Here is a 23,098-nt window from a genome sequence, read left to right on the forward strand (position 1 = left end):
CCTCGAACCTGGGCACGTCCGACATCAGCAAGGCCGTCGGTCTGGGCTTCACCTCGGGTCAGGACACCGCGTCCAACTACGAGCGGATGAAGAACAAGGTCAACGACGAGCTGAAGAAGCACTTCCGGCCCGAGTTCCTCAACCGCATCGACGACATCATCGTCTTCCACCAGCTCACGCAGGACGAGATCATCAAGATGGTGGACCTGATGATCGCCCGCGTCGAGACGCAGCTGAAGAACAAGGACATGGCGCTCGAGCTGACCGACAGGGCCAAGTCCCTGCTCGCCAAGCGCGGGTTCGACCCGGTGCTGGGCGCCCGCCCGCTGCGCCGCACGATCCAGCGCGAGATCGAGGACCAGCTGTCGGAGAAGATCCTGTTCGGCGAGATCAGGCCAGGCGGCACGGCCCTGGTCGACACCGCGGGAGAGGAGGACGACGAGCACTTCACCTTCCAGGCCGCGCCGGTACCGGCCCCCTGAGTGGAACTCCCCGAGTGGACGAACGCCGGCTGCACCCGTCCAGGTGACGCACGGTAATGACCTGCGCTGTCTTCATTGCGCCCCAGACCGAGATTCAATATGGTTATTTAAAGTGAATCTCCTCGGTCGGGGGTGGGCGTGCGCCTCGAACTCACCGAACGGCGCTGGCTCGGCCTGCGCACCGCGCTCTTCGACGCCACCGAACGGTTCGCCGCCCTGGTGCTGTCCGAGCAGGACGCCGTCCGCCCGGCGGTCGGACACTGGTCGCTGAGCGACTGCGTCGCGCACACCGCGGTCGTCGCCAGGATGAACGCGGGCTTCCTCGCGTCCCCGGCCGCACCGCTGGGTGTGCCCGAGCTCGACCGGCTCGTCGCGAGCTCCACGCTCGGCGACATCGGCGCGCTCAACGAGGTCCTGCTGCGCGCGTTCCCCGACCGGACGCCCGCCACCCTCGCGCGCCACCTGCGCGAGGGGGTCGACGACCTGTTGCGGGTCAGCGCGGACCTGGATCCGCACGCGCCCGCGACGTGGATCGGCGGGTCCGGAATGCCGGTCGCCGCGCTGCTCGCCCACCTGCTGAACGAGGTCCTGCTGCACGGCTGGGACGTCTCCCGCGCCCTCGCGCGCCCGTGGCGGGTGCCTTCGCACGAAGCGGCGTTCGCCTTCGAGGTGTTCCTCGTGCAGTTGCTCGGCGGCCCGGACACGCGCCGCCTCTTCGGTCCCGGCTCCGGCCGCGGCCGTCCCCTGCGGGTCGAGTTCCGCTCCCCGCACACCACCCCCGTCGTGCTCTTCAACGGTGACGGCCGCATCGGCGCGGATCCCCCGGAGGCCGGCGCGGACGCCCGCGTCCGGTTCGAACCCGGCGCGCTGATGCTCACCGTCTTCCGTCGCACGCGGCTCGCCCGCGCCGTCGCGACCGGCCGGATCGTCGCCACCGGCCGCCGCCCCTGGGACGCCGTCTCCTACCTGCGGCGGATGCACACGCCCTGAGCCCTGCCGCGCCTGTCCACCCCGTCCTGGAAGGGTTTCGCATGTCCGTGCAGCTCAAGAGGGACGTCCCCGACGTCCTCGCCCGTCCGCGCCGGCCGTGGCTGGTGGTCGGTCTCAGCGCACTCGCCGGCTTCCTGCTCACCGTGGTGTGGTCGGCCCACTTCGTCGACTCGGTCATCGGCGGCACCGTCGCCGACGGCCTGCTCGGTCACGACGCCGACGCGACCCCGATCGCAGGGGTCGGTGCCGGGGTGGTGTTCGCGTTCGTGTCGGGTCTCGCGGGTACGTTCACCGCCTGCAACATCGCGGCGTTCGGCGTGATGGCACCGGTCGCGGGCCGCGAGGGCACCGCCGCGAGCAGGGTGCTGGGGGTGCTGCGGCCGCTCGGGTGGCTCGCCGCCGGCATGGTCGCGGTGTCCGCCGCGTACGGCGTCGTCGTCGCTCTCGTGGGTACCTCGATGCCGCAGTTCCAGACGGCCACGACTACCGGACTCGCGCCACGCCTGGTGCAGGCCATGGTCGTCTACGGGGTGGTCGGTCTCGTGATGATCTACCTGGGACTCGCGGCGGCCGGGCTGGTGCCCGACCCGCTCGCGCGGCTGGCCCGGCGGTGGGCGCCCGCGCCGATGGTGGTGCTCGGCGCGCTCATCGGCGCGTTCCTCATCGGCAGGCCGTTCCCGCTGTTCCGGGTGATGTTCCGGGACGCGGCCGAGAGCGGCAACGTCCTCTACGGCGCCGCCGCCTTCGTGCTGCAGTCGGTCGGCAACATCCTCGTCATGGCCGTGTTGCTGCTGCTCGTCGCCTGGCTCGCGGGGGAAAGGATCGGCCGCTGGTTCGCCGCGGATCCCCGGCGCAGGGCCGTCCTGACCGCCGCGGCCTTCGTCGCCGCGGGCGTCTTCCTCGTCCTGTACTGGGACGTGCGGATCCTCGAACGCCGCGACCTGATCCCGTGGTACCCGGTCGCCCCTTGGGTCTGAGGGTTGACGTTACTTCAAAAACATATAGCATCGTGGCGTAGACCGAGCGTGACCGTTCGTGTGTCCACCGGGCATCGGTCCACTGGCGGTCCCCAAACTCAACAGACGCTGGAGGTGTCTGGAGTGAGTCTTTCCAAGGAGAACTACGAGGCCCTGAACCTGGAGCCCAAGCCGATCCGCCCGCACATCTTGGCTGCCGCGACGGTGGTGTTCGGTGACGACTACTACTCGGGCCGGCGGGAGACGATCAACCTCTCGGGCTTCGTGCAGCTGAACAAGTGGCCCATGCCCGGCTTCGAGCACCGGGTGGACGAGAAGGGCTACGCCTCGTTCGACACCGAGCTGATCAGTGCTCCCGAGGTCGGCATCAAGGGCTACAGCTACGAGCTGGACGACCGCCTTCAGGTGTTGTCCAACCCGTTCCTGCCGAACTCCGGCCACGTCAAGCAGATCGTGCCGGGCAAGAACTTCCCCGCGGAGTTCTACATCCGCCGCTTCGGCATCCTCGAGACGAGCACGCTGCGCCTCGCGCACCGCAACGTCATCGACATCTACGGTGTCGTGGACAACGTGCCGCCGTTCAAGAAGCCGCTGACCGGTCCGTACCTGGGCCACCCCCGCGGCGACGGCCCGTTCGACGTCGTGCAGGCGCCGAACGTCGTGCGCGGCACCACGCTGCCCGAGGCCTGGTACCCGGCCAGTGACGAGAACGAGCCCATCGGCATCACGCCGGAGGTCTTCTTCGCGCCCAGCGCCGGCCCGTGCATGTCGATGCTGGTCGACCCGTCGCTGATCATGCAGGTGACCCTGGAGGGTCAGCTGGAGCTCGAGGTCGGGGGCAAGACCGTCAAGGTCGACATCGACGGCGACTACCGCAAGGCCGCGGGTGCCGAGATCCTGCTGTTCGGCCCGGACAAGCACAAGGACGGTCCCGGTGTGCTCGCGCAGCTCGCGCGGGTCGCCGTGTCCGGCCACTGCGCCGAACTGGGTGGCCGGGTCATGCTGCGCGCGTCGTGGCCGCGCGTGTCGGGTGGCACGCTCGGCGAGGGCTCCGAGGACAGCCTCAGCCGCGTCAGCTTCCCGAGCGACCTGCACATCGACACCAACTTCGAGCTCTGCACGCCGCAGGGCACGCTCTACGCCGACAACTCGGTCCACGTCGCGGGCAAGCTGCGCGACGTCGAGGCGACCGGCACCGAGCTGAAGATGGACGGCACCGACTCGCCGCTCGTCACCACGGACAACGAGGTGAAGGCGCGGCTGACCGGCGTCCGCCTGGCGATGCGCGACGCGCACGTCGGCGAGACGGCCGCGGTCAACATCTGACGCCGGTTGCCTCCGGCTCAGGTTTGGTTTAGATTCAATTAGCAACTCTCGGTGGGTGTCGCCCGTTCCCGCGGGTGGCACCCACCGTTGCTACGGCATGAGGGGAGAGCGCGCATGGACTCCCGGCTCCTGGCCATGCACCAGGTGATGGTGGCGGATCGCGTGCGTCTCGACGCCTACGACCGCGCCCTCGCGAGCGCCGTCGAGCCGGGCGACGTGGTCGCCGACGTCGGCGCCGGGACGCTCGTGCTCTCGGTCATGGCGCTCAAGCACGGCGCGTCCCACGTGTACGCGATCGAGGCGGACCCCGCGATGGCCGCGCTCGCGGAACGCATCGCGGCGGACAACGACCTCCGGGACCGGATCACCGTCGTCCAGGGCGACGCGCGGGTGGTGCGCCTGCCGCGCAAGGCGGACGTGGTGGTCGCCGAGCTGATGGGCAACCTCGGTCCCGAGGAGGAGATGGTCGAGCTCGTCGGCGCCGTCGCACGCCGCAACCTCGCGCCCGGAGGCCGGGTCGTGCCCCGCCGCCTGACCACGTTTCTCACCGCGATCGAACTCGACGGCGAGGGCTGGGGCGTGTGGCGCGACGAGCACCTGGGCTACCGGCTCGACGCCGTGCGCACCGCCGCGGGACCCGGACCCCAGCTCCACTTCTTCCAGCGCGATCCCGTGCTGCTCAGCGCCCACGTCGCGGTCGCCGACAGCGAGATCGGGGTCAGCCGCTCCGGTCGCCCGGACGGCGCCAGGACCCTGCGCGTCGAGCGTGGCGGCGAACTGCACGCCGTGATGGGCCACTTCGCGGCCGAACTCGCCGACGGGGTCGTGCTGTCGAACTTCCCGTCCTACGCCGGCTGCAACTGGGCGGTGTGGACCTGGCCGGTCCAGCACACGCCGGTGCTGCCGGGCGACGAGCTGGTCGCGGAGCTCGTCGCGCCGTCCGCGAGGGCCGTGCGCGACGCGACCGGGTGGCGCCTCGACTGCGCCCTGGCCCGGCGGAGGAGCGCCTGATGCCCATGTCACTCGGCACCGTCCGAGACATCCCGGTCCGCGCGCTGAAGCTGTGCGGCCTCACCTGGTCCGGCGAGTTCCTCTGGTTCTCCGAGGCCGTGTCCAACCAGATCATGGCCCTCGACCCGGTCACGGGCAGCGTCGAGCGCCGGATCCCGTGCCCCGGCGTGCGGACCGATCTGACGACGCTCGCCGGCAACCTCGTGCAGGTGGTCGGCGACCGGCGGGACCTGAGGGTGATCGACCCCGCGAGCGGCGACACGGTCCTGGAGATGCCGAACCCCCGTCCGGGCCACGTGCTGTGCGGGCTGGAGGCCACCAAGGACGGCATCTGGCTCGGTTACGAGGACCTGCGCGTGCTCGACCTGCGCAGTGCCCAGAGCGGCGAACTGCTCGACACCATCCCGATCCCGCGGGCCGTCGCGGGCCTCACCGTGTCCGACCGGTTCCTCGTCTACGCCGAGCACCAGGCCGGAACGATCAACCTGATCGACGTCGCCCTGCGCCGGCAGGTCGCGAGCTACGACGTGGCCGGCAACCCGACCGGGATCACCTGGGACGGCAGCCGGATCTGGTACTGCGACTACACCACGCTCCAGCTCCGAGCGATCGAGGTGCCCGGCATCAGCGGCGACTGACCAGAGGGAGCTGCCCGTGCCCGACCCCACCACCTCCTGCCGTCCGTCCCGCCGCGCGCTTGTTTTGAGAACGGTCCATGTGTGCGCCGTCCTCGCCGCGGTCCTGGTGCCCGCGCTCGTCTCGGCGCTGGTGCTCCGGGTCCGCTCCGGCCGTGACGCCGCACGGCAGCACCTCTACCGGCGCGTCACGGTCCTGCTGATCCGCCTGGGACCGACGTTCGTCAAGGCGGGCCAGGTGCTCGGCACGCGCCGCGACGTCCTGGCGCCCGCCCTGTGCGACGAACTCGGCGTGCTCCAGGACGACGTGCCCCCGATGAACGCCGCCCAGACCGGCCGCGCGCTCGCGGACGCGTTCGGCGGTGAGTTGGACGAGCTCTTCGCCGAGGTCGACCGCACCCCCGTGGCGAGCGGCAGCGTGGCCTGCGTCTACCGGGCGAAGCTGCGCACGGGCCGCACCGCCGCGCTCAAGCTCCAGCGCCCCGGCGTCGACCGGGTGATGACGCTCGACCTGGTGCTGATGCGGCGCGGCGCCGCGCTGGCCGCGAAGCTGCCGCTGTTCGCGGGCCTGCCCGTCACCGAGGTGGTGGACCACGTGACGGGCGCGGTGCTCGGCCAGCTCGACTTCGAGCGCGAGGCGGAGGCGCTGCGCCGGTTGCGGCGCAACCTCTCCGCCGTGCCGCGGGTGTGGGTGCCGCAGGTGTTCACCGAGGCGTCGCGGCCCCGGTGCATCGTCATGGAGTTCATCGACGGCCTCGCGACCGACACCGCCCAGCACTGCTCGCCGGCCGCGCGCCGCACGTTCGGCGTCTCCGGGCTCACCGCGATCTACCAGATGCTGTTCGTGGACGGCTTCGTGCACTGCGACATGCACCCCGGCAACCTGTACTTCACCAAGTCCGCCCAGGTCGTGGTCCTCGACGCCGGGTTCAGCGTGCAGCTCACCGACCGGCTGCGCAGGCTCTTCGCCGAGTTCTTCATGAACATGGCCGTGGGCCGGGGCGACCGCGCCGCCGAGATCGTCGTGGAGAGCTCCACCGGGCTCGACGAGCGCGCGGACGTGGCGGGCTTCCTGACGAGGATGGCGGACCTGGTCGAACGCAGCCACGGCCTGCCGGCCAAGGAGTTCAGCCTCGTCGGCTTCGCCACCGAGATGTTCGACCTGCAGCGCCGGCACGGCGTGCACGCGGCTCCCGAGCTCATCTTCCCACTGCTGTCGCTACTGGTCATCGAAGGAACCATTCGCGATCTGAACCCGGACGTCGACTTCCAGGAGGCGGCGAAGCCCGTGCTGGTGAAGGGACTTTTCGGGACAACCCCGACATCCGGCTGATCAGCGGCGGCCGTCGGAAACTATAGGTTAGAATAGCCAGCGCTGTGGCGGGAGGAGGAGACCCATGACGACCAAACGGACCTACCAGCAGTACTGCGGTCTCGCGTCGGGTCTCGACGTGGTCGGCGAGCGCTGGACGCTGCTCATCATCCGCGAGCTGCTGATGGGCCCCGCCCGGTACAGCGACATGATCGCGAACCTGCCCGGTCTCGGCACGAACCTGCTGGCGGAGCGCCTCAAGTTCCTGGTGGAACGCGGCGTGGTCAAGCAGGTCGACGTGCGCGGCACCGGCTCGCAGCTCGCCTACGCGCTGACCCCGGTCGGCGAGGAGCTCCGGCCGCTCATCCTGGGCCTCGCCCGGTGGGGCATGGAGTTCGTGGGCGACCTGCGCCCGGAGGACGCCGTCCGGCCGCACTGGGGCTTCCTCGCCGTCGAGGCGATGCTCGACCAGACCAAGGTCGCCGACGTCGAGGAGCGCTACGAGTTCCAGGTGGACGACCAGGTCTTCCACGTCGAGGTGTCCGGTGGCCGTGCCCGCGCGGTGAAGGGCGCGGCGCACGAGCCCGCGATGGTCGCGAAGACCGACGCGGCCACGTTCGTCCAGGTCGGTGCCGGCCGCCTGACACCACTGCTCGCGATGGTGACCGGCAGGCTGTCGCTGCAGGGCGACATGGAGGCCGTCGTGCGGTGCTGCGACCTGCTGGGCCTGGAGACGGGCATGCCGGCGAAACAGCCCGCCCCCGCCCTCCCCGCCGTCTGATCCGGTGGTGGCCGACCCCGCCGGTCTGTGGCCGGACTCCGCCTCCGACGACTACCGCGCGGCGCGCACGGAGCTGTGGCACGCCGAACGCGACCTGTACGCCGCGCTGGAAGCGGTCGCCGCCGCCCGCCGTGCCCTCCCGCCCGGCGGCCTGCTGGGCGACTACTCGTTCGTGGAAGGCCCCGAGGACCCCGGCCTGGACGAGCCCACTCGTGCCATCGGCCTCGCGGACCTCTTCGGCGACCACGACACCCTGGTCGTCTACCACCTGATGTTCGGCCGGGACGCCCAGGAGGCGTGCCGGATGTGCTCGATGTGGGTCGACGGCCTGCACGGCGTCTCGCACCACCTGGCCCGGCACACCGCGTTCGCCGTGGTGGCGGAGGCGGGCGTGGCCGAGCTGCGCGCGTGGGGCCGCAGACGAGGGTGGGACGGGCTGAGGCTGGTGTCCGCGCACGGCACGACGTTCGGCCGTGACCTGGGCGCGGTGCGCCCGGACGGTGCGCTTCGGCCGGGGTTGAGCGTGCTGCGGCGTGAGGCCGGAGGTGCGCGGCACTTCTACACCGCGTTCGCCGACTGGACCGAGTCGGAGAAGGAACGCGGGATCGACCTGTACTCACCGGTGTGGCAGGTGCTCGACCTGCTGCCGCAGGGGCGGGGCGACTGGTACGCGGCCAACGACTACGCGGGCAGGCTGCGGGGCTGAGCCGGGCGTCGCAGCCTGGACGGCGGGCCTGGGCGGCGAGCTTGACTGAGGCGAGGCGAAGCCGGACTGGCGGGCCGGACGACGAGGGCGTTCAGGCCGGCCAACCGGGCGGTTGAGGTGGGTGCGGCCGAGCAGCCGGCTCCCGATGCTTGCCTCACGCCGGCGTCCGCACACCAGCTACCTCTCTCGCACGCGGCCCCGCGGCCTTGGCCTGCCCTGCACGCCTGCCCACCCTCACCTGCGGCACTCCACACCCGCTCCCAGCCCGCTCCACCGCCGTTCTCGGCTTGATCGCCCTCGCCCAGTCCGTGTTACTGTTCACTTGAAAAAGATATTGCCTTCCTGAGGACCGTGGAGGGGATCGTGAGGTGTGACATCGGTTCCGCGCCGGACTTCGTCGAGGTGGCGCGGTCCTACGTGGAAAGCCACCCACACCTTTCCTCGCAGCGGATCGCCGTGGCCCGGCAGCTCAGGCTCGACCTGGACGAGGGCTTCTGTCGCGACATGGCCGACCTGTTCGACCGGGCGCCACTGATGGTCTGGAACGACGACATGGCGCGGCGCTATGAGTTGTTCAAGCAGGCGAATCTGGCTCAGTACCGCGCCATCCGCGCTGCCGGGCTCGACGTGCGGCCGTGGTCGGGGGAGCGCGGGCCCTACGCGGACTCGCGTGACCTGGCCCGGCGCGTGCGGGAGACCGCCGTCCTGCACGTCTACCTGACGTCGGCCGGTCACGGGCCCGGGCCCGCCACGGGCTTCCACCCGCTGCGCGCTCCGTCGGGGGTGGTCGAGCACGGCGTGGAGCTCACGCACAACGACATCTCCCGGGTGGTGCATGACGTCTTCGGGCACGTCGTGCACGGGTACGCGTTCGGGCCGCGCGGGGAGTTCCTGGCCACCCGCACCCACCTGCCGATGTACCCGGACGACGCGCACCCGGTGCTGCTGAGCGAACAGGTCGGGCAGATCTGCTGGTTCTTCCACGGCCCGCACCTGCGGGTGGACGGCCGGGTGCCGGCGCGCGGTGAGCCTGGGTGGACGCCGCCCTCCGAACGGCCCTACGCGCAGCAGAAGGTCTTCCCGCTGTCCGCCTGGCACGTCGCCCGGTTCACGAACCTGTTCACGGAGGAGGACCGTTGACGCACACCGCACAGGAGAGTCCCGCCACCGCCCTGCCGGCCGGCGTGCGGGACGACTTCCCGATCCTCACCACCTTGCCGGGGCCCTACCTCGACAACGCCGCCACCGCGCACAAGCCCCGCACGGTGCTCGACGCGATCACCCGCTACTACACCACCGCCAACAGCAACGTCGGCCGCGGCTACCACGCGCTCGGCCGCCGGTCGACCGACGTCTACGAGCAGGCGCGGGCCGACGTGCAGGAGGCGCTCGGCGCGGCCCAGCCCGAGGAGGTCGTGTTCACCGCGGGCACGACCGACGCGGTCAACACCGTCGCCGACGGGCTGCGCCACCTGCTCGGCCCCGGCAAGGCGGTGCTGGTGAGCGGCATGGAGCACAACTCGAACCTGCTGCCGTGGCGCAGGCTCGCCGAGGAGACCGGTGCACAGCTGAGGGTGGCCCCGGTCGACGCGCGCGGACGGGTCGACACCGAGGCGTTCACCGCCCTGCTCGGGCCCGAGGTGCCGCTGGTCGCGCTGTCGCACGTGTCGAACGTGCTCGGCACCGTCAACCCGGTCGAGCAGCTCGTGGCCGCCGCGCACCGGCACGGAGCGCTGGTCGTCGTCGACGGGGCGCAGGCCGTGCCGCACCGGGCCGTGGACGTGCGGGCGCTGGACGCGGACTTCTACTGCTTCTCCGCCCACAAGGTCTACGGGCCTATGGGGACCGGGGTGCTCTACGGCAAGCGCGACCTCCTCGACGAGCTGCGCCCACCCCGCGTCGGCGGAGGCACGGTCAAGGGCGTCCACGCCACCGAGCCGGTCCGCTACGTGCCGGTGCCCGCGCGGCTCGAGGCGGGCACGCCGAACGTCGCCGGCGCGGTGGGCCTGGCGGCGGCCCTGCGCTACCTCGACGGGCTGGGCAGGGACGCCGTGCGGGCACACGACGAGCAGCTGGTCCGGTACGCGGTGCACCGGCTGTCGGAACGGCCGGACGTGCGCGTGATCGGGGCACCGGAGGAGGACCCGAGCGGCATCGTGTCGTTCGTCGTCGACGGCGTCCACCCCTACGACGTGGGCGGGCAGCTGGACGAGCAGGGCATCGCGGTGCGCTGCGGTGTGCACTGCGCCAGCACGTTCCTCGACGACCTGGGCCTGCTCGGAACGGTGCGCGCGTCCTTCGCCGTCTACAACACCCGTGCCGACGTGGACACCCTCGTCGGGGCGCTGGACGCGGTGCGACCGGACGTCTGGACGAACGAGCACCCCACGACCCGTTTCCTCTGACCCGCGTCGCGAGGAGGTCCGATGCCGACGGTGGACGAGCTGGAGCAGGTGCGCGCCGACCAGACCGCGATCTGGGACGCGGTGAGCGACGGCTGGCTGGCTTGGAGCGAGGAGTTCGAGAGCGCCGCGGGCGCGGTGTCCGCGGAGCTGGTGCGGCTGGCCGGGGTGCGTCCCGGCCACTCCGTGCTCGACTACGGCACCGGCCTCGGCGAGCCCGCGCTCACCGCTGCCCGCGTGGCGGGCGAGAACGGCGAGGTGGTGGGCGTGGACCTGTCACCGCGCATGGTGGCGCGGGCACGGGAACGCGCGCCGGGCGTCCGGTTCCTCGTCGGCGGCACGGAGGTCGTGCCCGGCGGGCACGACGTCGTGCTGAGTCGCTGGGTGCTGCCGCTCGCGGCGGACCGGGCGGCCCTGTTGAGGGACCTGCGTGCGGCGCTGCGGCCCGGTGGTGTCCTGGCCGCAGCCGTGTGGGGCCCTCCCGCGGAGGTGCCCGTGATCGCCCTGGGCTTCGGCGTGCTGAGCGGGCTGCTGGAGCTCCCACCGCCACCACCGGGACCGGGCCCGTTCGCGCTGGCGGATCCGGCGGTGCTGCGCGACGAGGTCGCCGCGGCCGGGTTCGGCGAGGTCGCGGTGAGCGAGCTCGTGGTCGGCTTCCGGCTCGCCGGTCCCGAGGCGTTCGCCGACTTCACCCTCGACGTGCTGCCACCCCGGCTGCGCGGTCTGCTGCGCGGGAGGTACGGCGACGAACGCCACCCCGAGGTGGTCGCCGCGCTCGCCGCCGCGGCCGGCCGGTTCCGCGTGGACGGCTGCCTGCACCTCCCGTCGCGGTGCCTGGTGGTCAGGGCCGTCGCATGAGGTTCGACACGAGGCTGGTGCACGTGGGCCAGGAGCAGCAGGACGGCACCGGTGACGTCGTCCCGCCCCTGCACCTGGCCTCGACCTACGACCGCGACGCGCAGGACCCGCCGCGCTGGTTCTACGCCCGTGGTGAGAACCCGACGAGGGAAGGTCTCGAACGCTGCCTGGCCGCGCTGGAGGACGTGCGGTTCGCCTCGGTGTTCTCGTCCGGGCAGGCCGCGGGGGCGACGGCGCTGGCCGTGCTCGCCCGGCGCAGGGTGATCGTCTCGGACGACGTCTACGGCGGTACGCACTCGTTGATGGGCACCCTCGCCGCCCAAGGCGTCGAGGTGCGGTACGTCGACCTGGCGGACCCGGCGGTCGTGGCACGCGTGTTCGACGACCGCGCGGAGGGCGCGCTGGTGTGGGTCGAGACGCCGACGAACCCGCTGCTCAAGATCGTGGACCTGGCCGAGGTCAGCAGGCGGGCCCACGCCGCCGGGGCGGTCGTGCTCGTGGACAACACGCTGGCGGGGCCGGTGCTGCAGCAGCCGTTGCGGCACGGCGCCGACGTGACGCTCTACAGCACCACCAAGTCCGTAGCCGGGCACCTGGACGTGCTCGGCGGGGCGCTCGTGCACGACCGCGAGGACCTGCACGAGGCGTTCACCGCCCACCGCACGGCGGTCGGCAACGTGCCGGGCCCGTTCGACTGCTTCCTGGTCCACCGCGGCCTCAAGACGCTGGCGCTGCGCACCCGCTGCCAGGTCGCCACCACCGGGTTGCTCGCCGACGCGCTGCGCGAGTCGCCCGCCGTCGCCGAGGTCCGCTACCCGGGACTGCCGGAACACCCGGGGCACGCGGTCGCCGCCCGGCAGATGGCCGGGTTCGGCTCGCTGATCTCGTTCCGCTACCGCGGCGACGTGGACGCGCTGCTGCGCCGGCTGCGGCTGTTCGCCAACGCGGTCAGCCTCGGCGGCGTCCGGTCGCTGGCCGGGTGCCCGGCCACCACCACCCACCGCCCCGTGCCGCAGGAGACCAGGACGGCGCTGGGCATCACCGACGACCTGGTGCGCGTGTCGGTCGGCATCGAGGACCCGCAGGACCTGCTCGACGACCTGGACCGGGCGCTGCACGGCACCTGACGACGCATCGCGGAGGACTGACATGGCGGAGTTGACCCTGCTCGACGGGGCCGTCGCGACCGAACTGCACCGGCGCGGCATCCCGATCACCGCACCGTGGTGGACCACGCGGGCCGTCCTGACCGGGCCGAAGCGCACCGTGCTGCAGTCCGTGCACGAGGACCACGTCGCCGCCGGCGCCGACGTGATCACCGCGAACACGTTCCGCGCCAACCTGCGGACCCTGCAGGGCAACGGGCTGGAGGACGCGGGCCTCGCGTGGATGGTGCACGCGGCGGTGGGCGTCGCCACCGCGGTGCGCAACGCCACCGGCCGCCGGATCAGGGTCGCGGGGTCCGTCGCACCGGTCGAGGACTGCTACCGGCCGGACCTCGTGCCCCCGGACGACGAACTGCGGACCGAGCACCGCTGGCTGGCCGTGGAACTGGTGCGCGCGGGCGTCGACCTGGTGCTGGTCGAGACCATGAACTCGGTGCGCGAGGCGCGGATCGCGGTGGGCGAGGCGGTGGCGGCGGGAGCGCCCGCTTGGGCGTCGTTCGCCTGCGGGCCCGACGCACGCCTGCTCTCCGGCGAACCGCTGGCCGAGGCAATGCGCGCGGTGACGGGGGAGGGCGCGAGCGCGGTGCTCGTCAACTGCACGCGCCCCGGCGACGTCGAGGCGGCGCTCGCCGTGCTGGCGGAGGCCGGTGTGCCGTTCGGCGCCTCGCCCAACCTGGAGGACCGCACCGTCGCGGCGGAGGGAGACGGGCACCTGCCCGTCGCCGTCACGCCGGAGGAGTTCGCCGCGCTGGCCGCGCGGTGGCGGTCGGAGTTCGGCGCTTCGGTGCTCGGTGGCTGCTGTGGCACGACGCCCGAACACCTCGCCGCGGCGGCGAAGGCGGTCGCGGCGGTGTCCGCGCGGTGATCACCGGGCCGATCACCGGCGCGACTAGCATTGGCCACCCGGAAGGGTGGTGCTGGCGTGGTGTCCTCGAAACGCGACTACGGGCAGTTCTGCGGGCTGGCGGCGGCGCTGAACGTGATCGGCGAACGCTGGACGCTGCTCGTGGTGCGCGAACTGCTGGTCGGGCCCACCCGCTTCACCGAGTTGATCGACAACCTGCCCGGCATCGGGCCGAACCTGCTGACCGACCGGCTGCGCACGCTCGTCGAGGAGGGCCTGGTCGAACAGCAGCCGGTGCCCGGCGACGGACGGGCCCGCCAGTACGCGCTCACCGCCGTGGGGGCCGAACTCGCACCGGCGGTGCTGGCACTGGCCAGGTGGGGCCTGCAGTTCCTCGACGAGACCGACTCCTCGGGTGCGACCCGTGCGCGGTGGGGTTTCCTCGCGGTGCAGGCGATGGTGCGGGAAGACCGCGTCCCGGACGTGGACGAGGTCTACGAGTTCCGGGTGGCCGACCAGACCTTCACCATCGCGGTGGCCTCGGGCGCGGTCGCGTTCGGCCACGGTCCCGCCGCCGCCGCGGACCTCACGATCGAGTGCGACACGGACACGTTCGTGCGGATCGGCGCGCGCATGCTGTCGCCGTTGCAGGCCATCGCCTCGGGCGCGGTGAAGATCTCCGGCGCGGAGGAGGCCATCCGGCGCTGCACCTGGATGCTCGGCCTGCACTGACCCGGTGCGCCTCCGGTCGCGGAGGTGGGGTGCGGTGACGGCCGGATGGCGGTCCGCCGCGGTGGCCGCGGGCGAGCGCGCGGCACCGGCCCGGCTGGCCCGTTCCGCCCAGGCCGGACGCAGCGCGGTGGCGTCCGAGGACGCGGAACAGTGGTTCGGCGAGCGGTCCCGCACCACCGAACTGCACGTGCAGCGGGTGCCCCTCGACGCGCTCACGGGCTGGCACGCGGATCCGTCCACCGGCGACCTCCACCACGACAGCGGCCGGTTCTTCTCCGTGCGCGGCATCGACGTGTCGGTGCACGGCCACGAGGTGTCCCGCTGGAACCAGCCGATCATCCACCAGCCCGAGGTGGGCGTGCTCGGCTTCCTGGCGCGCGAGTTCGACGGCGTGACCCACCTGCTGGTGCAGGCCAAGGTGGAACCCGGCAACGTCAACGGGGTCCAGCTCTCGCCGACCGTGCAGGCCACCCGCAGCAACTACACCGGCGTGCACCGCGGCCGTTCCGTGCCCTACCTCGGGCACTTCCTGGACGCCCGGCCGGAGCGGGTGCTCGTGGACGTGCGGCACTCCGAGCAGGGCGCGTGGTTCTACCGCAAGCGCAACCGCAACGTCGTCGTCGAGGTCGTCGAGGACGTGGAGGTCCTGGACGGGTTCCGCTGGTTCACGCTGGGCGAGGTGCACCGGATGCTCGCGCGCGACGACGTGGTGAACATGGACGCCCGCACGGTGCTGGCGTGCCTGCCGTTCGCCGGTGACGGCCTGACCGCCGACCTGGCCGCGGCGGGCGACGACTTCCGCTCCGCTCTCGTGCGCTCCTGCGAACCGGACGCCGGCAGCGTGAACACCACCGGCGAACTGCTGCGCTGGATCAGCGAGTGCCGCACCAGGACGGACTTGCGCACGACGGACGTACCGCTCGCGGCGCTACCTGACTGGCACCGCTCGGGTGACCGGATTTCGCACCGCAGCGGCGCGTTCTTCGACGTGACCGGTGTGCGGGTGCGGGCACCGGACCGCGAGGTCGCGAGCTGGTCGCAGCCCATGATCGAACCGCGTGGCGTCGGTCTCACCGCGTTCGTCGTGACCAGGATCGGGGGAGTGCTGCACGCCCTCGTGCACGCGCGCGCCGAGGCCGGCTGCGCGGACGTGGTCGAGCTGGCGCCGACCGTGCAGTGCACCCCGGAGAACTACCGGCACCTGCCCGCGCGGGCCCGGCCGCGTCACCTGGACCTGGTGCTGCGCGCGCGGCCCGAGCAGATCAGGTTCTCGGTCGTGCAGTCGGAGGAAGGCGGCCGCTTCTTCCACGCCCGCACGCGCAACGTGGTCGTGGAGGTCGGCTCACCGGACGGCGCGGAGAGCCACGAGCACCGCTGGGTGGCCGTGCACCAGCTGGTGGACCTGTTGCGGCACAGCCATTACGTCAACATCCAGGCGCGCAGTCTCGTGGCCGGCCTGCACACGTTGCTGGCGCCGTGACGCGCCGGGGCGGGTCAGTCCGCCAGTGTGTCGAGGTACTGCTCCAGGTTGTCGAACCGCCCGGACCACAGCCTGCGGTAGGGCTCGAGCCAGCGGTCGAGCTCCATCAACGGGCCCGGACACAGCTCGTAGATGCGGCGCTGGGCGTTCTTGCGCGCGCGGACGATGCCCGCTTCGCGCAACACCTTGAGGTGCTTGGAGGTTCCGGGCTGCGAGAGGCCCAGCTGCTCCACCAGTTCCCCGACCGGGCGGGGACGCTCCAGCAGCAGCTCGACGATGCGCTGACGGGCCGGATCTGCCAGTACGGCGAAGACGTCGGCCATGAGGTGAACAATACGTGCACGTTGTATGCCTCGCAAGTTATAGACGTCGCCGGGTGAGCTGCCGCGTCCCGGTGGCTGGGAGCCGCACGGGCGGGTTGCTCTGACCGACGTGGACTTGCTAGCGTTTTTTAAAGTAATTTGCCCACCTGGGAGGACCTCATGAGCGTCGGAAACGCACTGACCCGACCATGGCGGGCCAGGCTGGTGGTCGTGGCCACCGTCCTCCTGGTCGCGGTGGGGACGCTCACCGCCGCCGGTCCACCGGGGCACGCCGAGGTCACGGTCACCTCGTCCGCGGTGCAGGGCACCGACGGCAGGACGTACCGGGCGACCAACCACCTCGTGCCGCTGCCCGACCGCAAGCGCGCCAGGGAATGGCTGCTCACCTGGGCGGGCGACGCCGGAGGCGGGCAGGGCACCGACCCGGACTTCCTCGCGGTGATCGACGCGACCAAGGGCTCACCGACCTACGGCAAGGTCGTCAACACGGCCGTGCTGAGCCCCCAGGTCGGCAGCGAGCCGCACCACATGCAGTACATCTGGCACGCCGGCGACCGCGTCTACGCGGGAGCCATGTTCACCGACACCACCTTCGTGCTCGACGTGTCGAAGCTGCCCGAGGTCCGCCTCACCGGCATCAACCTCGGCGCCGACACCCCGTGCGCCTCCGTGCCCGACGCCTACTGGGTGCTGCGCGACGGCACCGCCTACGGCTCCTACATGGGCGGCCCCGACGTCAGCGGGCCGTGCACCTACAGCAACGGCGAGACGCGTGTGGGCAACGGCTTCGCCGGCTCGCCCGGTGCCGTCGTGCGCATCGGCAAGGACGGCAGGACGCTCAGCGAGACCCCGGCCTCGACCCGCGAGGCGGAGATGCCGGAGCTGTGCGGGAACGTGCCCGCCCTGCCGCAGCCCAGCTGCGCCAACCCGCACGGCATCCAGGCCCGCGAGGACCTGAACCGGCTGGTGGTGAGCGACTTCGCCGAGGTGCGCAACTACCTCGACCCCGACACGGTGCAGCTCGACCCGAAGTTGTTGCGCACCACCGTGCGGATCTTCGACATCGCCGACAGGAACAACCCGAAGCTCGTCTCTGTGAGCGCGCTGCCCGCCGGTCCGCGCGTCGACGAGGCGGTGTTCGAGGAGAACCAGATGGTCATGGAGACCACCGTGACCAACCGCAGGCACAACAAGGGCGCCTTCGCGGGCACCATGGCCGGTGGCGCGATCTACTACACGCCCGACATCACCGACCCGACGCCGGAATGGCGCCAGGTCTTCGACAACACGGCCGCCTACCGCAGGATCGACCCGACCGGTGTGCTCAGCGGGCAGCTGAGCGGCGGCAGCTGGCTGCAGACCAGCCCGGACGACCGGTACCTGTTCAACGCCGTGATGGGCTCGGACCCGCGCCTGGCGCCGGACCAGAACCGAGGCCTGGTGTACGTGCTCGACATCCGCAAGCTCCTCGCGTCCGGCTCCGACCCGCGGTGCCGCATCGACACACCGGACGAGGTCACCTCGGGCGGCGTGGAACGCGACTGCCCCGCCGTGGTGGACGTGTTGCCGATCAAGGGCGGCGTCGGTGGCCCGACCGGCCGCGTGGCGGTCGGCCCGCACTGGGGCGCGATGGACAACTTCGAGGCGGGGCGCGACGGCCGGTACCGCGAGACCAGTGACATCAAGCGGCTCGCCACGGCCAACTACTTCGTCGCCCAGACCGGCATCGACGGCGACCACCGCGTCTGCATGGTCGACTTCGACGACCGGAGGGGGCGGCTGCGGCTCGACGAGTCGTTCCGCGACGAGGTCGACGGCACGCCGTGCGTGAACTTCAACCGGCAGAGGTGGCCGCACGGGGACCACGGGGGTGCCCGGCCGCACGGCGTGCTGTTCGCCGTGGCGGACGCCCACCTCGGCCGCTGACCGGACCACCCCGGCCAGACCGCAGTGGCCGGCCGGACCGCAGCAGTCGTCGGCACCGCAGTAGCCGGCCGGTCGGCACCGTCCGGCAGCCGACCAGACCGCAGTAGCCGGCTGGACCGCAGTAGCCGGTCGGCACCGTCCGGCAGCCGACCGGACCGCAGCAGCCGGCCGGCACTGTCCGGCACCGTCCAGAAAGGACTCGGCGATGGCGATCGCCCGACGTGTCCCCGCCCTGCTGGTCGTCCTGCTCACCGTCGCGGCGGTGACCTCGCTCGGCCCACCGGCAGCGGGGCACGCCACCGTCACCACGTCGTCCGTGCGCGGCACCGACGGGCAGAAGTACTCCGTCACCAACCACCTGACCGCCGAGGCGCGTGACCGCGGCGGGCAGCGCAGGGAGTGGCTGCTCGTCTGGGCGGGCGGCGAACAGGACTTCCTGGCCGTGCTCGACGCCACCAAGGGGTCGAGGACCTACGGCGCGGTGGTCAACACCGCCACGATCGACGGCCTGACCGGCAACGAGCCGCACCACATGCAGTACCTGTGGCACAAGGGACAGCGCGTGTACGCGGGCGGCCTGATGTCCGACACGGTGTTCGTGCTCGACGTGAGCAGGCTGCCCGAGGTGCGGCTCGCGGGCGTGAACCTGCCCGCCGACACCCCGTGCGGCTCGGTGCCCGACGCGTTCTGGGTGCTGCGCGACGGCACCGCCTACGGCTCTTACATGGGCGGGCCGAACGTGGCGGGGCCGTGCACCTACACCAACGGCGAGACGAGGGTGGGCAACGGGTTCGCGGGCTCACCGGGCGAGGTCGTGCGCATCGGGCCGGACGGCCGCACGCTCGCCGAGGCGCCCGCGGCCACCGCGGCGGGGGAGGACCCCGCCTCGTGCCTGAACGTCCCCGCGCTGCCCCAGGCGACGTGCGCCAACCCGCACGGCATCCAGGTCCGCGAGGACCTGGACAGGATGGTGACGAGCGACTTCTTCGAGGTGCGGCACCTGCTCCAGCCGAACGTGCCGCCAGGGGCGAACATCGCCCGCGACACCGTGCGGATCTTCGACATCGGCGACCTCGGCGCGCCGAAGCTGCTGTCGGTGTCGAAGATGCCCGACGGGCCGCGGGTGGAGGCGGAGCCGGCGGAGGAGGAACCGCGCCCGGTCATGGAGACCACCGTGACCAACCGGCCGGAGCACCGGGGCGCGTTCGCCAGCACGATGAACGGGGCGATCTACTACACCCCGGACATCACGGCCGCGCAGCCGCGGTGGCGGCAGGTGTTCGACGACGCGACCGCGTTCGCGAAGGCGTTCCCGGCCGACCCGCCCCGCAGCGGGGGCAGTGCGGGCGCGTGGCTGCAGACCAGCCCGGACGACCGGTTCCTCTTCCACGTCGTGCTGCGCGGCGGGCCGGGGTCGACGCACGCCGAGGCCGGTCTGGTCTACGTGCTCGACATCCGCGAACTGCTGCGCTCCGGCGGCGACCCGCGGTGCAGCGTGGACACCCTCGCCGAGGTCACGGCAGGCGGAGCCGAACCGGACTGCCCGGCGCTCGCGGGTGTCGTCCCGATCGTCGACCCGACCACCGGCGGCCCGCACTGGGGCGCGATGGACAACTTCGACCTGGGCCGCGACGGCTACTACCACGAGACGGACGACATCCGCCGCCTCGCGGTGTCGAACTACTTCGTCGCGCAGACCGGTCTCGACGGTGACCACCGGGTGTGCCTGGTGGACGTCGGGAAGCGGGGACAGCTCTCACTCGACCGGGACTTCCGCGACCGCGGCCAGCACCGGCCGTGCGTCGACTTCGACCGCACCCGCTGGCCGCACGGTGCCCGCGGTCCCGCCCGCCCGCACGGCGTGCTGTTCGCGGTCGCCGACAGGGACGTGCGGTGACCTGGGCCGCGGTGGTCCTCGCGCAGCACGGGCACGACGTGGCGCCTGCGGGCGACGGCTGGGCCACCGTGGTGCGGGTGCCGGTGCTCGGCGCCCTGGTCGTGCTGGTCGGCACGGTGCTGCTGCGGTTCGTGGCGCCCGCCGGCCGTGCCGTCCGCGTCGTGGCGGCCGGTGGCGCGGTCGTCGTGGTGGCGGGCGAGGCGCTGCTGGCCTCCGCCTCACCCCGGCCGGTCGACGTGGCCGCCGGTGTCGCCGCACCGCTGGTGCTCGCGGTGGCCGCACTGGCCGCGGCACCGTTCCGGGTGCGGGCGGGCTGGGTCGTCGTCGCGGCCGCGACCGTCCTCGCCCTCGCACACCTGGGCCGGGTCCCCGGCGCGGAGGCGGGGGACCGGGTGGCGCTGCTGCAGGCCGCCGTGCTCACAGCCGTGGCGGCGCTCGCGTGGTTCGTGGTCACGCCCGTCGGCAGACCGGCAGCGCAGGCGCCGGCGGTGGTGCTCGCACTGGCCGTCCTCGCCGGGACCACCCAGCTGACCGCGCTCGAACCGGACAGACCGGTGACCGGGGTGCCGCAGGTGCGCGACGCACTCGGCGGCCGCGTCCTCGTCGCACCCCAGCGACCGGGCTGGAACCTGGTCCAGGTCGCCGAGGCGGGCACGGAGGTCGGCACCGACCCGGCCGCGCTCGCCCCCGCGACACCGAGGCCGGGCGCGGGCGGTGCCTGGGCCCTGGTCGAGCTGCCGGAAGGACGCAGCACCCTGTGGGTGCGGCGCGGAGGCGAGACGGCGGCCGTGCCGGTGGACGCGGGCACGCCCACGGGACCAGACCTGAGCTCGGCGGACGGCCCCGAGTGCGCGGCCGCGGCCGTCGGCGCCCTGCTGGCGGGCGAGGTGCGCGCGCTGCGCGGGTGCCCGGCCGACCACCTCGACCCCGCCGACGCGGACGTGCTGCGGGCCCTCCTGGGGTTCGTGGCGGGGCGTGGGCACCGGTCCGTGACGCTGGTGGAGGACGCGTCGGCACGGTCGGTGGCCGCCGCTGTGGTGGTGCGCGAGGCGGCCCGCCGGCACGGCGTCGAGGTGACCGGGTGGCGTCCCGGCGGGCAGGGCGCCGCAGGACCGGACTCGGCGGGACCAGGCTCGACAGCACCGAACTCGACAGCACCGGACTCGACAGCACCGAACTCGACAAGCGCGGGCACCCCAGGACCGGATACGACGGGCACGGGCACGTCGGCACCGGACTCGACAGGTCCGGGCACTCCTGGCCCGGTTTCCGAGCCCGGCCGCGCCCCGGTGCTCGTCGTCGCCGGCTGGGTCACCGCCGACCAGGCCCTGCGCGCCGTCGCCTCGGGCGCACTCCCCGGTGAGGGCAGCTACCTCGCCCCGTGGCTGCTCACCGCACCGCTGCTGCGCATCCCCGCGGGACAGCTGGTCCCGCTCCGCACCCACCCCCAGGAACCCGACCGCCTCGATCACGTGGCCGCCCTGGCCGCCGGCGCCCCCGACACCACCGCCTCGCCCGCCGGCTACGCGGCGTGGCGCGGCACCCCCGAGCCCGCACCCGCCCGCCTGTACGCCGCCTCCCTGGTGACCATGCAGCTCAGCACCACCGGCCACGCCCACGGCAGCGCGACGTGGTTCCCCGGCGGCGCGGTCGCGCCGGTGTCCGGCCCGCTCCCGGGAACGTGAGCGGGCCGGACACCGCGGTCAGGAGAGCTCCGCCGTCACCTTGATCATCGCCTCGACGGCGTGGTCGAGCTCGTCGCGGGAGTTGTAGAGGTGCGGTGCGAGGCGCACGGCGAAACGTTCTCCCTCGGCGTCGCGGACGGGGAAGAACGTGAAGCGCAGGTTCACCCCGTGCTGGTCCTCCATGCGCTTCTCGAACTCGAAGAACTTCGCCACGTCCACGGCGTGCGCGGCGTCGGCGAACGGCTGGAACGCGACCATGCCGCTGTGCAGGCGCTCGTCGTCGAGCGGGCTGAACAGCGAGTCGCGGCCCCAGTGGTCCACGACGCGCTCCTTGAGGTACGAGCACAAGCCCCACACGTACCGCTGGACGTTCGCGCGGCCGATCCGCTCCCAGATCTCGGTGGAGGCCTGCAGGGCCGGGCCGCGGGACAGGTCGGCCGAGCCGGTCTTCTGCACGTACGTGCCGATGTCGTAGGTCTGCTCGCGGCCGGTGGTGCGGGGCGGCAGTTCGCCCTCGATCGGGTACCAGAGCGTGATCACCGGCCAGAACTCCGGCAGCGGCAACGGGTTGTGCTCGGCCAGCACCTTGTTGCGCGCGTAGAGGATGCCCGTGCCCATCGGTCCGCACTGGTACTTGGCGCCGGACCCGCTGAGGAAGTCGACGCCGAGGTCGTGCAGGTCGAAGTCGAACTGGCCGGGCAGGTGCGCGCCGTCGACCATGCTGATCAGGCCGTGCTCCTGGGCCAGCCGGGCGAGGGCCTTGGTCGGCATCGTGGTGCCGACGGTGAACGTGACGCCCGCCCACTGCAGCACCTTGGTGCGCGGAGTGATGGCGTCGGCGAACATCTGCACGATCTCCTCGGCCGACTGGTCCGGCCCGAGGCGCGGGGTGAGCTTCTTGACCACCACGCCGCGCCGGTTGTGCAGGATGTTCAACGGTGCCTGGGCGGTGTAGCACTCGTGGGTCGTGGTCACGACCTCGTCGCCCTCGCGCAGGTCGAGCCCGTTCAGGATGCGGGCGTTGCCGTCGGCGGCTCCCTGCACGATCGCGAGCTCGTCGGGGTCGCAGCCGTAGCGGGCGGCGAGCGCGGCGCGGGCCTCGGCGAACGTGGTCGGCGGGTACGGGTCGCGTGGACGCCGGGCGTAGTCGACGTCGGTCTCACGCAGCAGGTCGAGCACGGGCTTCGGCACCGAGCCGATGGTGCCGACGTTCAGGTGGACCATCTCGGGGTCGATGGTGAAGAGCGAGCGCACCCGTTCCCAGTTCGCGCGGTCCTCCAGCGGGCCCGACGGGATGCTCTCCAGCAGTGCGGCGGGCAGGACGGTCTGCGGCGCCTGCGCCGTCTTCGCCGCCGTGCCGGCCCTGGCCATCCTGACGACGGCGGACTCGGTGTCGTGCGCGGTGCTCTCCACGGGACTGCCCCTCTCCGGCCTGTCGATCAAGCCGTAGTCCACTGACATAAGTAGTAGCTATCCTGCGCAGATCCCAGCAGTGGGCATCAATGACTTCACTATCATATAGCGCTTTGGAGGGCGCTTCCACTACAGTCGGCCGCACGGGGCCC

Annotated in this window: 21 protein-coding genes; 19 read left to right on the forward strand and 2 right to left on the reverse strand. The window is 72.4% G+C overall.

What is annotated here, in order from left to right:
• The 16 genes from QSK25_RS17085 to QSK25_RS17160 all read left to right on the forward strand — a co-directional run.
• Positions 1-482, forward strand: a 482-nt coding sequence (locus QSK25_RS17085; protein ID WP_285639413.1) for a ClpB D2-like domain containing protein, incomplete at its 5' end; no start/stop codon positions are given.
• A gap of 138 nt (positions 483-620) precedes the next feature.
• Complete coding sequence (locus QSK25_RS17090; protein ID WP_285639414.1) at positions 621-1,472, forward strand: maleylpyruvate isomerase family mycothiol-dependent enzyme; 852 nt, start codon at positions 621-623, stop codon at positions 1,470-1,472.
• A 41-nt stretch (positions 1,473-1,513) separates the two neighbouring features.
• Complete coding sequence (locus tag QSK25_RS17095; protein WP_285639415.1) at positions 1,514-2,449, forward strand: hypothetical protein; 936 nt, start codon at positions 1,514-1,516, stop codon at positions 2,447-2,449.
• Positions 2,450-2,572: 123 nt separating this feature from the next.
• Positions 2,573-3,775 (forward strand): DUF6004 family protein, encoded by a 1,203-nt coding sequence (locus tag QSK25_RS17100; protein WP_285639416.1) that lies wholly within the window; start codon positions 2,573-2,575, stop codon positions 3,773-3,775.
• A 114-nt stretch (positions 3,776-3,889) separates the two neighbouring features.
• Positions 3,890-4,786, forward strand: coding sequence for a class I SAM-dependent methyltransferase (locus QSK25_RS17105; RefSeq protein ID WP_285639417.1), 897 nt, complete (start codon positions 3,890-3,892; stop codon positions 4,784-4,786).
• Positions 4,786-5,424: an NHL repeat-containing protein gene (locus tag QSK25_RS17110; protein WP_285639418.1), complete on the forward strand. Its 639-nt coding sequence runs from the start codon at positions 4,786-4,788 to the stop codon at positions 5,422-5,424. Before QSK25_RS17105 ends, QSK25_RS17110 begins: the two co-directional genes overlap by 1 nt.
• Positions 5,425-5,440: 16 nt before the next feature.
• Positions 5,441-6,754: an ABC1 kinase family protein gene (locus tag QSK25_RS17115; protein ID WP_285639419.1), complete on the forward strand. Its 1,314-nt coding sequence runs from the start codon at positions 5,441-5,443 to the stop codon at positions 6,752-6,754.
• A gap of 64 nt (positions 6,755-6,818) precedes the next feature.
• Entirely contained in the window at positions 6,819-7,514 is a 696-nt protein-coding gene (locus QSK25_RS17120; protein ID WP_285639420.1) for a winged helix-turn-helix transcriptional regulator, read from the forward strand.
• A 7-nt stretch (positions 7,515-7,521) separates the two neighbouring features.
• Entirely contained in the window at positions 7,522-8,220 is a 699-nt protein-coding gene (locus QSK25_RS17125; RefSeq protein ID WP_285639421.1) for a DUF899 family protein, read from the forward strand.
• 363 nt (positions 8,221-8,583) lie between these two features.
• The gene (locus QSK25_RS17130) at positions 8,584-9,360 is read left to right on the forward strand and encodes a crotonobetainyl-CoA--carnitine CoA-transferase (RefSeq protein WP_285639423.1); all 777 of its coding nucleotides are present in this window, start codon (positions 8,584-8,586) and stop codon (positions 9,358-9,360) included.
• The gene (locus QSK25_RS17135) at positions 9,357-10,625 is read left to right on the forward strand and encodes an aminotransferase class V-fold PLP-dependent enzyme (protein ID WP_285639425.1); all 1,269 of its coding nucleotides are present in this window, start codon (positions 9,357-9,359) and stop codon (positions 10,623-10,625) included. The genes QSK25_RS17130 and QSK25_RS17135 overlap by 4 nt, the downstream gene beginning before the upstream one ends.
• Before the next feature lie 21 nt (positions 10,626-10,646).
• A complete protein-coding gene (locus QSK25_RS17140) occupies positions 10,647-11,480 on the forward strand; it encodes a class I SAM-dependent methyltransferase (RefSeq protein WP_285639426.1) in 834 nt (277 codons plus the stop codon).
• Positions 11,477-12,607: a trans-sulfuration enzyme family protein gene (locus QSK25_RS17145; RefSeq protein ID WP_285639428.1), complete on the forward strand. Its 1,131-nt coding sequence runs from the start codon at positions 11,477-11,479 to the stop codon at positions 12,605-12,607. Before QSK25_RS17140 ends, QSK25_RS17145 begins: the two co-directional genes overlap by 4 nt.
• A 22-nt stretch (positions 12,608-12,629) precedes the next feature.
• Positions 12,630-13,511 (forward strand): homocysteine S-methyltransferase family protein, encoded by an 882-nt coding sequence (locus QSK25_RS17150; protein WP_285639429.1) that lies wholly within the window; start codon positions 12,630-12,632, stop codon positions 13,509-13,511.
• 60 nt (positions 13,512-13,571) lie between these two features.
• The gene (locus QSK25_RS17155) at positions 13,572-14,222 is read left to right on the forward strand and encodes a winged helix-turn-helix transcriptional regulator (protein ID WP_285639430.1); all 651 of its coding nucleotides are present in this window, start codon (positions 13,572-13,574) and stop codon (positions 14,220-14,222) included.
• A gap of 34 nt (positions 14,223-14,256) precedes the next feature.
• On the forward strand, positions 14,257-15,702 hold the full coding sequence (locus tag QSK25_RS17160; protein WP_285639432.1) for an NDP-hexose 2,3-dehydratase family protein: 1,446 nt from the start codon (positions 14,257-14,259) through the stop codon (positions 15,700-15,702).
• 14 nt (positions 15,703-15,716) lie between these two features.
• Here the strand turns inward: QSK25_RS17160 and QSK25_RS17165 are convergent, their stop codons facing one another.
• Positions 15,717-16,025, reverse strand: a complete 309-nt coding sequence (locus tag QSK25_RS17165; RefSeq protein WP_285639433.1) for an ArsR/SmtB family transcription factor — start codon at positions 16,023-16,025, stop codon at positions 15,717-15,719.
• 210 nt (positions 16,026-16,235) lie between these two features.
• On the opposite strand from QSK25_RS17165, the gene QSK25_RS17170 reads away from it, so the two are divergent.
• The 3 genes from QSK25_RS17170 (at position 16,236) to QSK25_RS17180 (ending at position 21,533) form a co-directional block, all read left to right on the forward strand.
• On the forward strand, positions 16,236-17,951 hold the full coding sequence (locus tag QSK25_RS17170) for a hypothetical protein (protein WP_285639435.1): 1,716 nt from the start codon (positions 16,236-16,238) through the stop codon (positions 17,949-17,951).
• Between the two features lie 205 nt (positions 17,952-18,156).
• Positions 18,157-19,848: a hypothetical protein gene (locus QSK25_RS17175; protein ID WP_285639437.1), complete on the forward strand. Its 1,692-nt coding sequence runs from the start codon at positions 18,157-18,159 to the stop codon at positions 19,846-19,848.
• Positions 19,845-21,533 carry a DUF6239 family natural product biosynthesis protein gene (locus QSK25_RS17180; protein ID WP_285639439.1) on the forward strand — a complete coding sequence of 563 codons (1,689 nt, stop codon included), beginning with the start codon at positions 19,845-19,847 and terminating at the stop codon, positions 21,531-21,533. Before QSK25_RS17175 ends, QSK25_RS17180 begins: the two co-directional genes overlap by 4 nt.
• An 18-nt stretch (positions 21,534-21,551) precedes the next feature.
• Here the strand turns inward: QSK25_RS17180 and QSK25_RS17185 are convergent, their stop codons facing one another.
• The gene (locus QSK25_RS17185; RefSeq protein WP_285639440.1) at positions 21,552-22,946 is read right to left on the reverse strand and encodes an aminotransferase class V-fold PLP-dependent enzyme; all 1,395 of its coding nucleotides are present in this window, start codon (positions 22,944-22,946) and stop codon (positions 21,552-21,554) included.
• Positions 22,947-23,098 lie beyond the last annotated feature (152 nt).

This window comes from Lentzea sp. NBRC 102530 (assembly GCF_030269365.1).
Lineage (GTDB): Bacteria > Actinomycetota > Actinomycetes > Mycobacteriales > Pseudonocardiaceae > Lentzea.

Coding starts and splice junctions, on each gene's coding strand:
- QSK25_RS17110 (WP_285639418.1), top strand. CDS start 4,786: ATGCCCATGTCACTCGGCACCGTCCGAGACATCCCGGTCCGCGCGCTG.
- QSK25_RS17145 (WP_285639428.1), top strand. CDS start 11,477: ATGAGGTTCGACACGAGGCTGGTGCACGTGGGCCAGGAGCAGCAGGAC.
- QSK25_RS17175 (WP_285639437.1), top strand. CDS start 18,157: ATGGCGATCGCCCGACGTGTCCCCGCCCTGCTGGTCGTCCTGCTCACC.
- QSK25_RS17095 (WP_285639415.1), top strand. CDS start 1,514: ATGTCCGTGCAGCTCAAGAGGGACGTCCCCGACGTCCTCGCCCGTCCG.
- QSK25_RS17140 (WP_285639426.1), top strand. CDS start 10,647: ATGCCGACGGTGGACGAGCTGGAGCAGGTGCGCGCCGACCAGACCGCG.
- QSK25_RS17105 (WP_285639417.1), top strand. CDS start 3,890: ATGGACTCCCGGCTCCTGGCCATGCACCAGGTGATGGTGGCGGATCGC.
- QSK25_RS17165 (WP_285639433.1), bottom strand. CDS start 16,025: ATGGCCGACGTCTTCGCCGTACTGGCAGATCCGGCCCGTCAGCGCATC.
- QSK25_RS17150 (WP_285639429.1), top strand. CDS start 12,630: ATGGCGGAGTTGACCCTGCTCGACGGGGCCGTCGCGACCGAACTGCAC.
- QSK25_RS17120 (WP_285639420.1), top strand. CDS start 6,819: ATGACGACCAAACGGACCTACCAGCAGTACTGCGGTCTCGCGTCGGGT.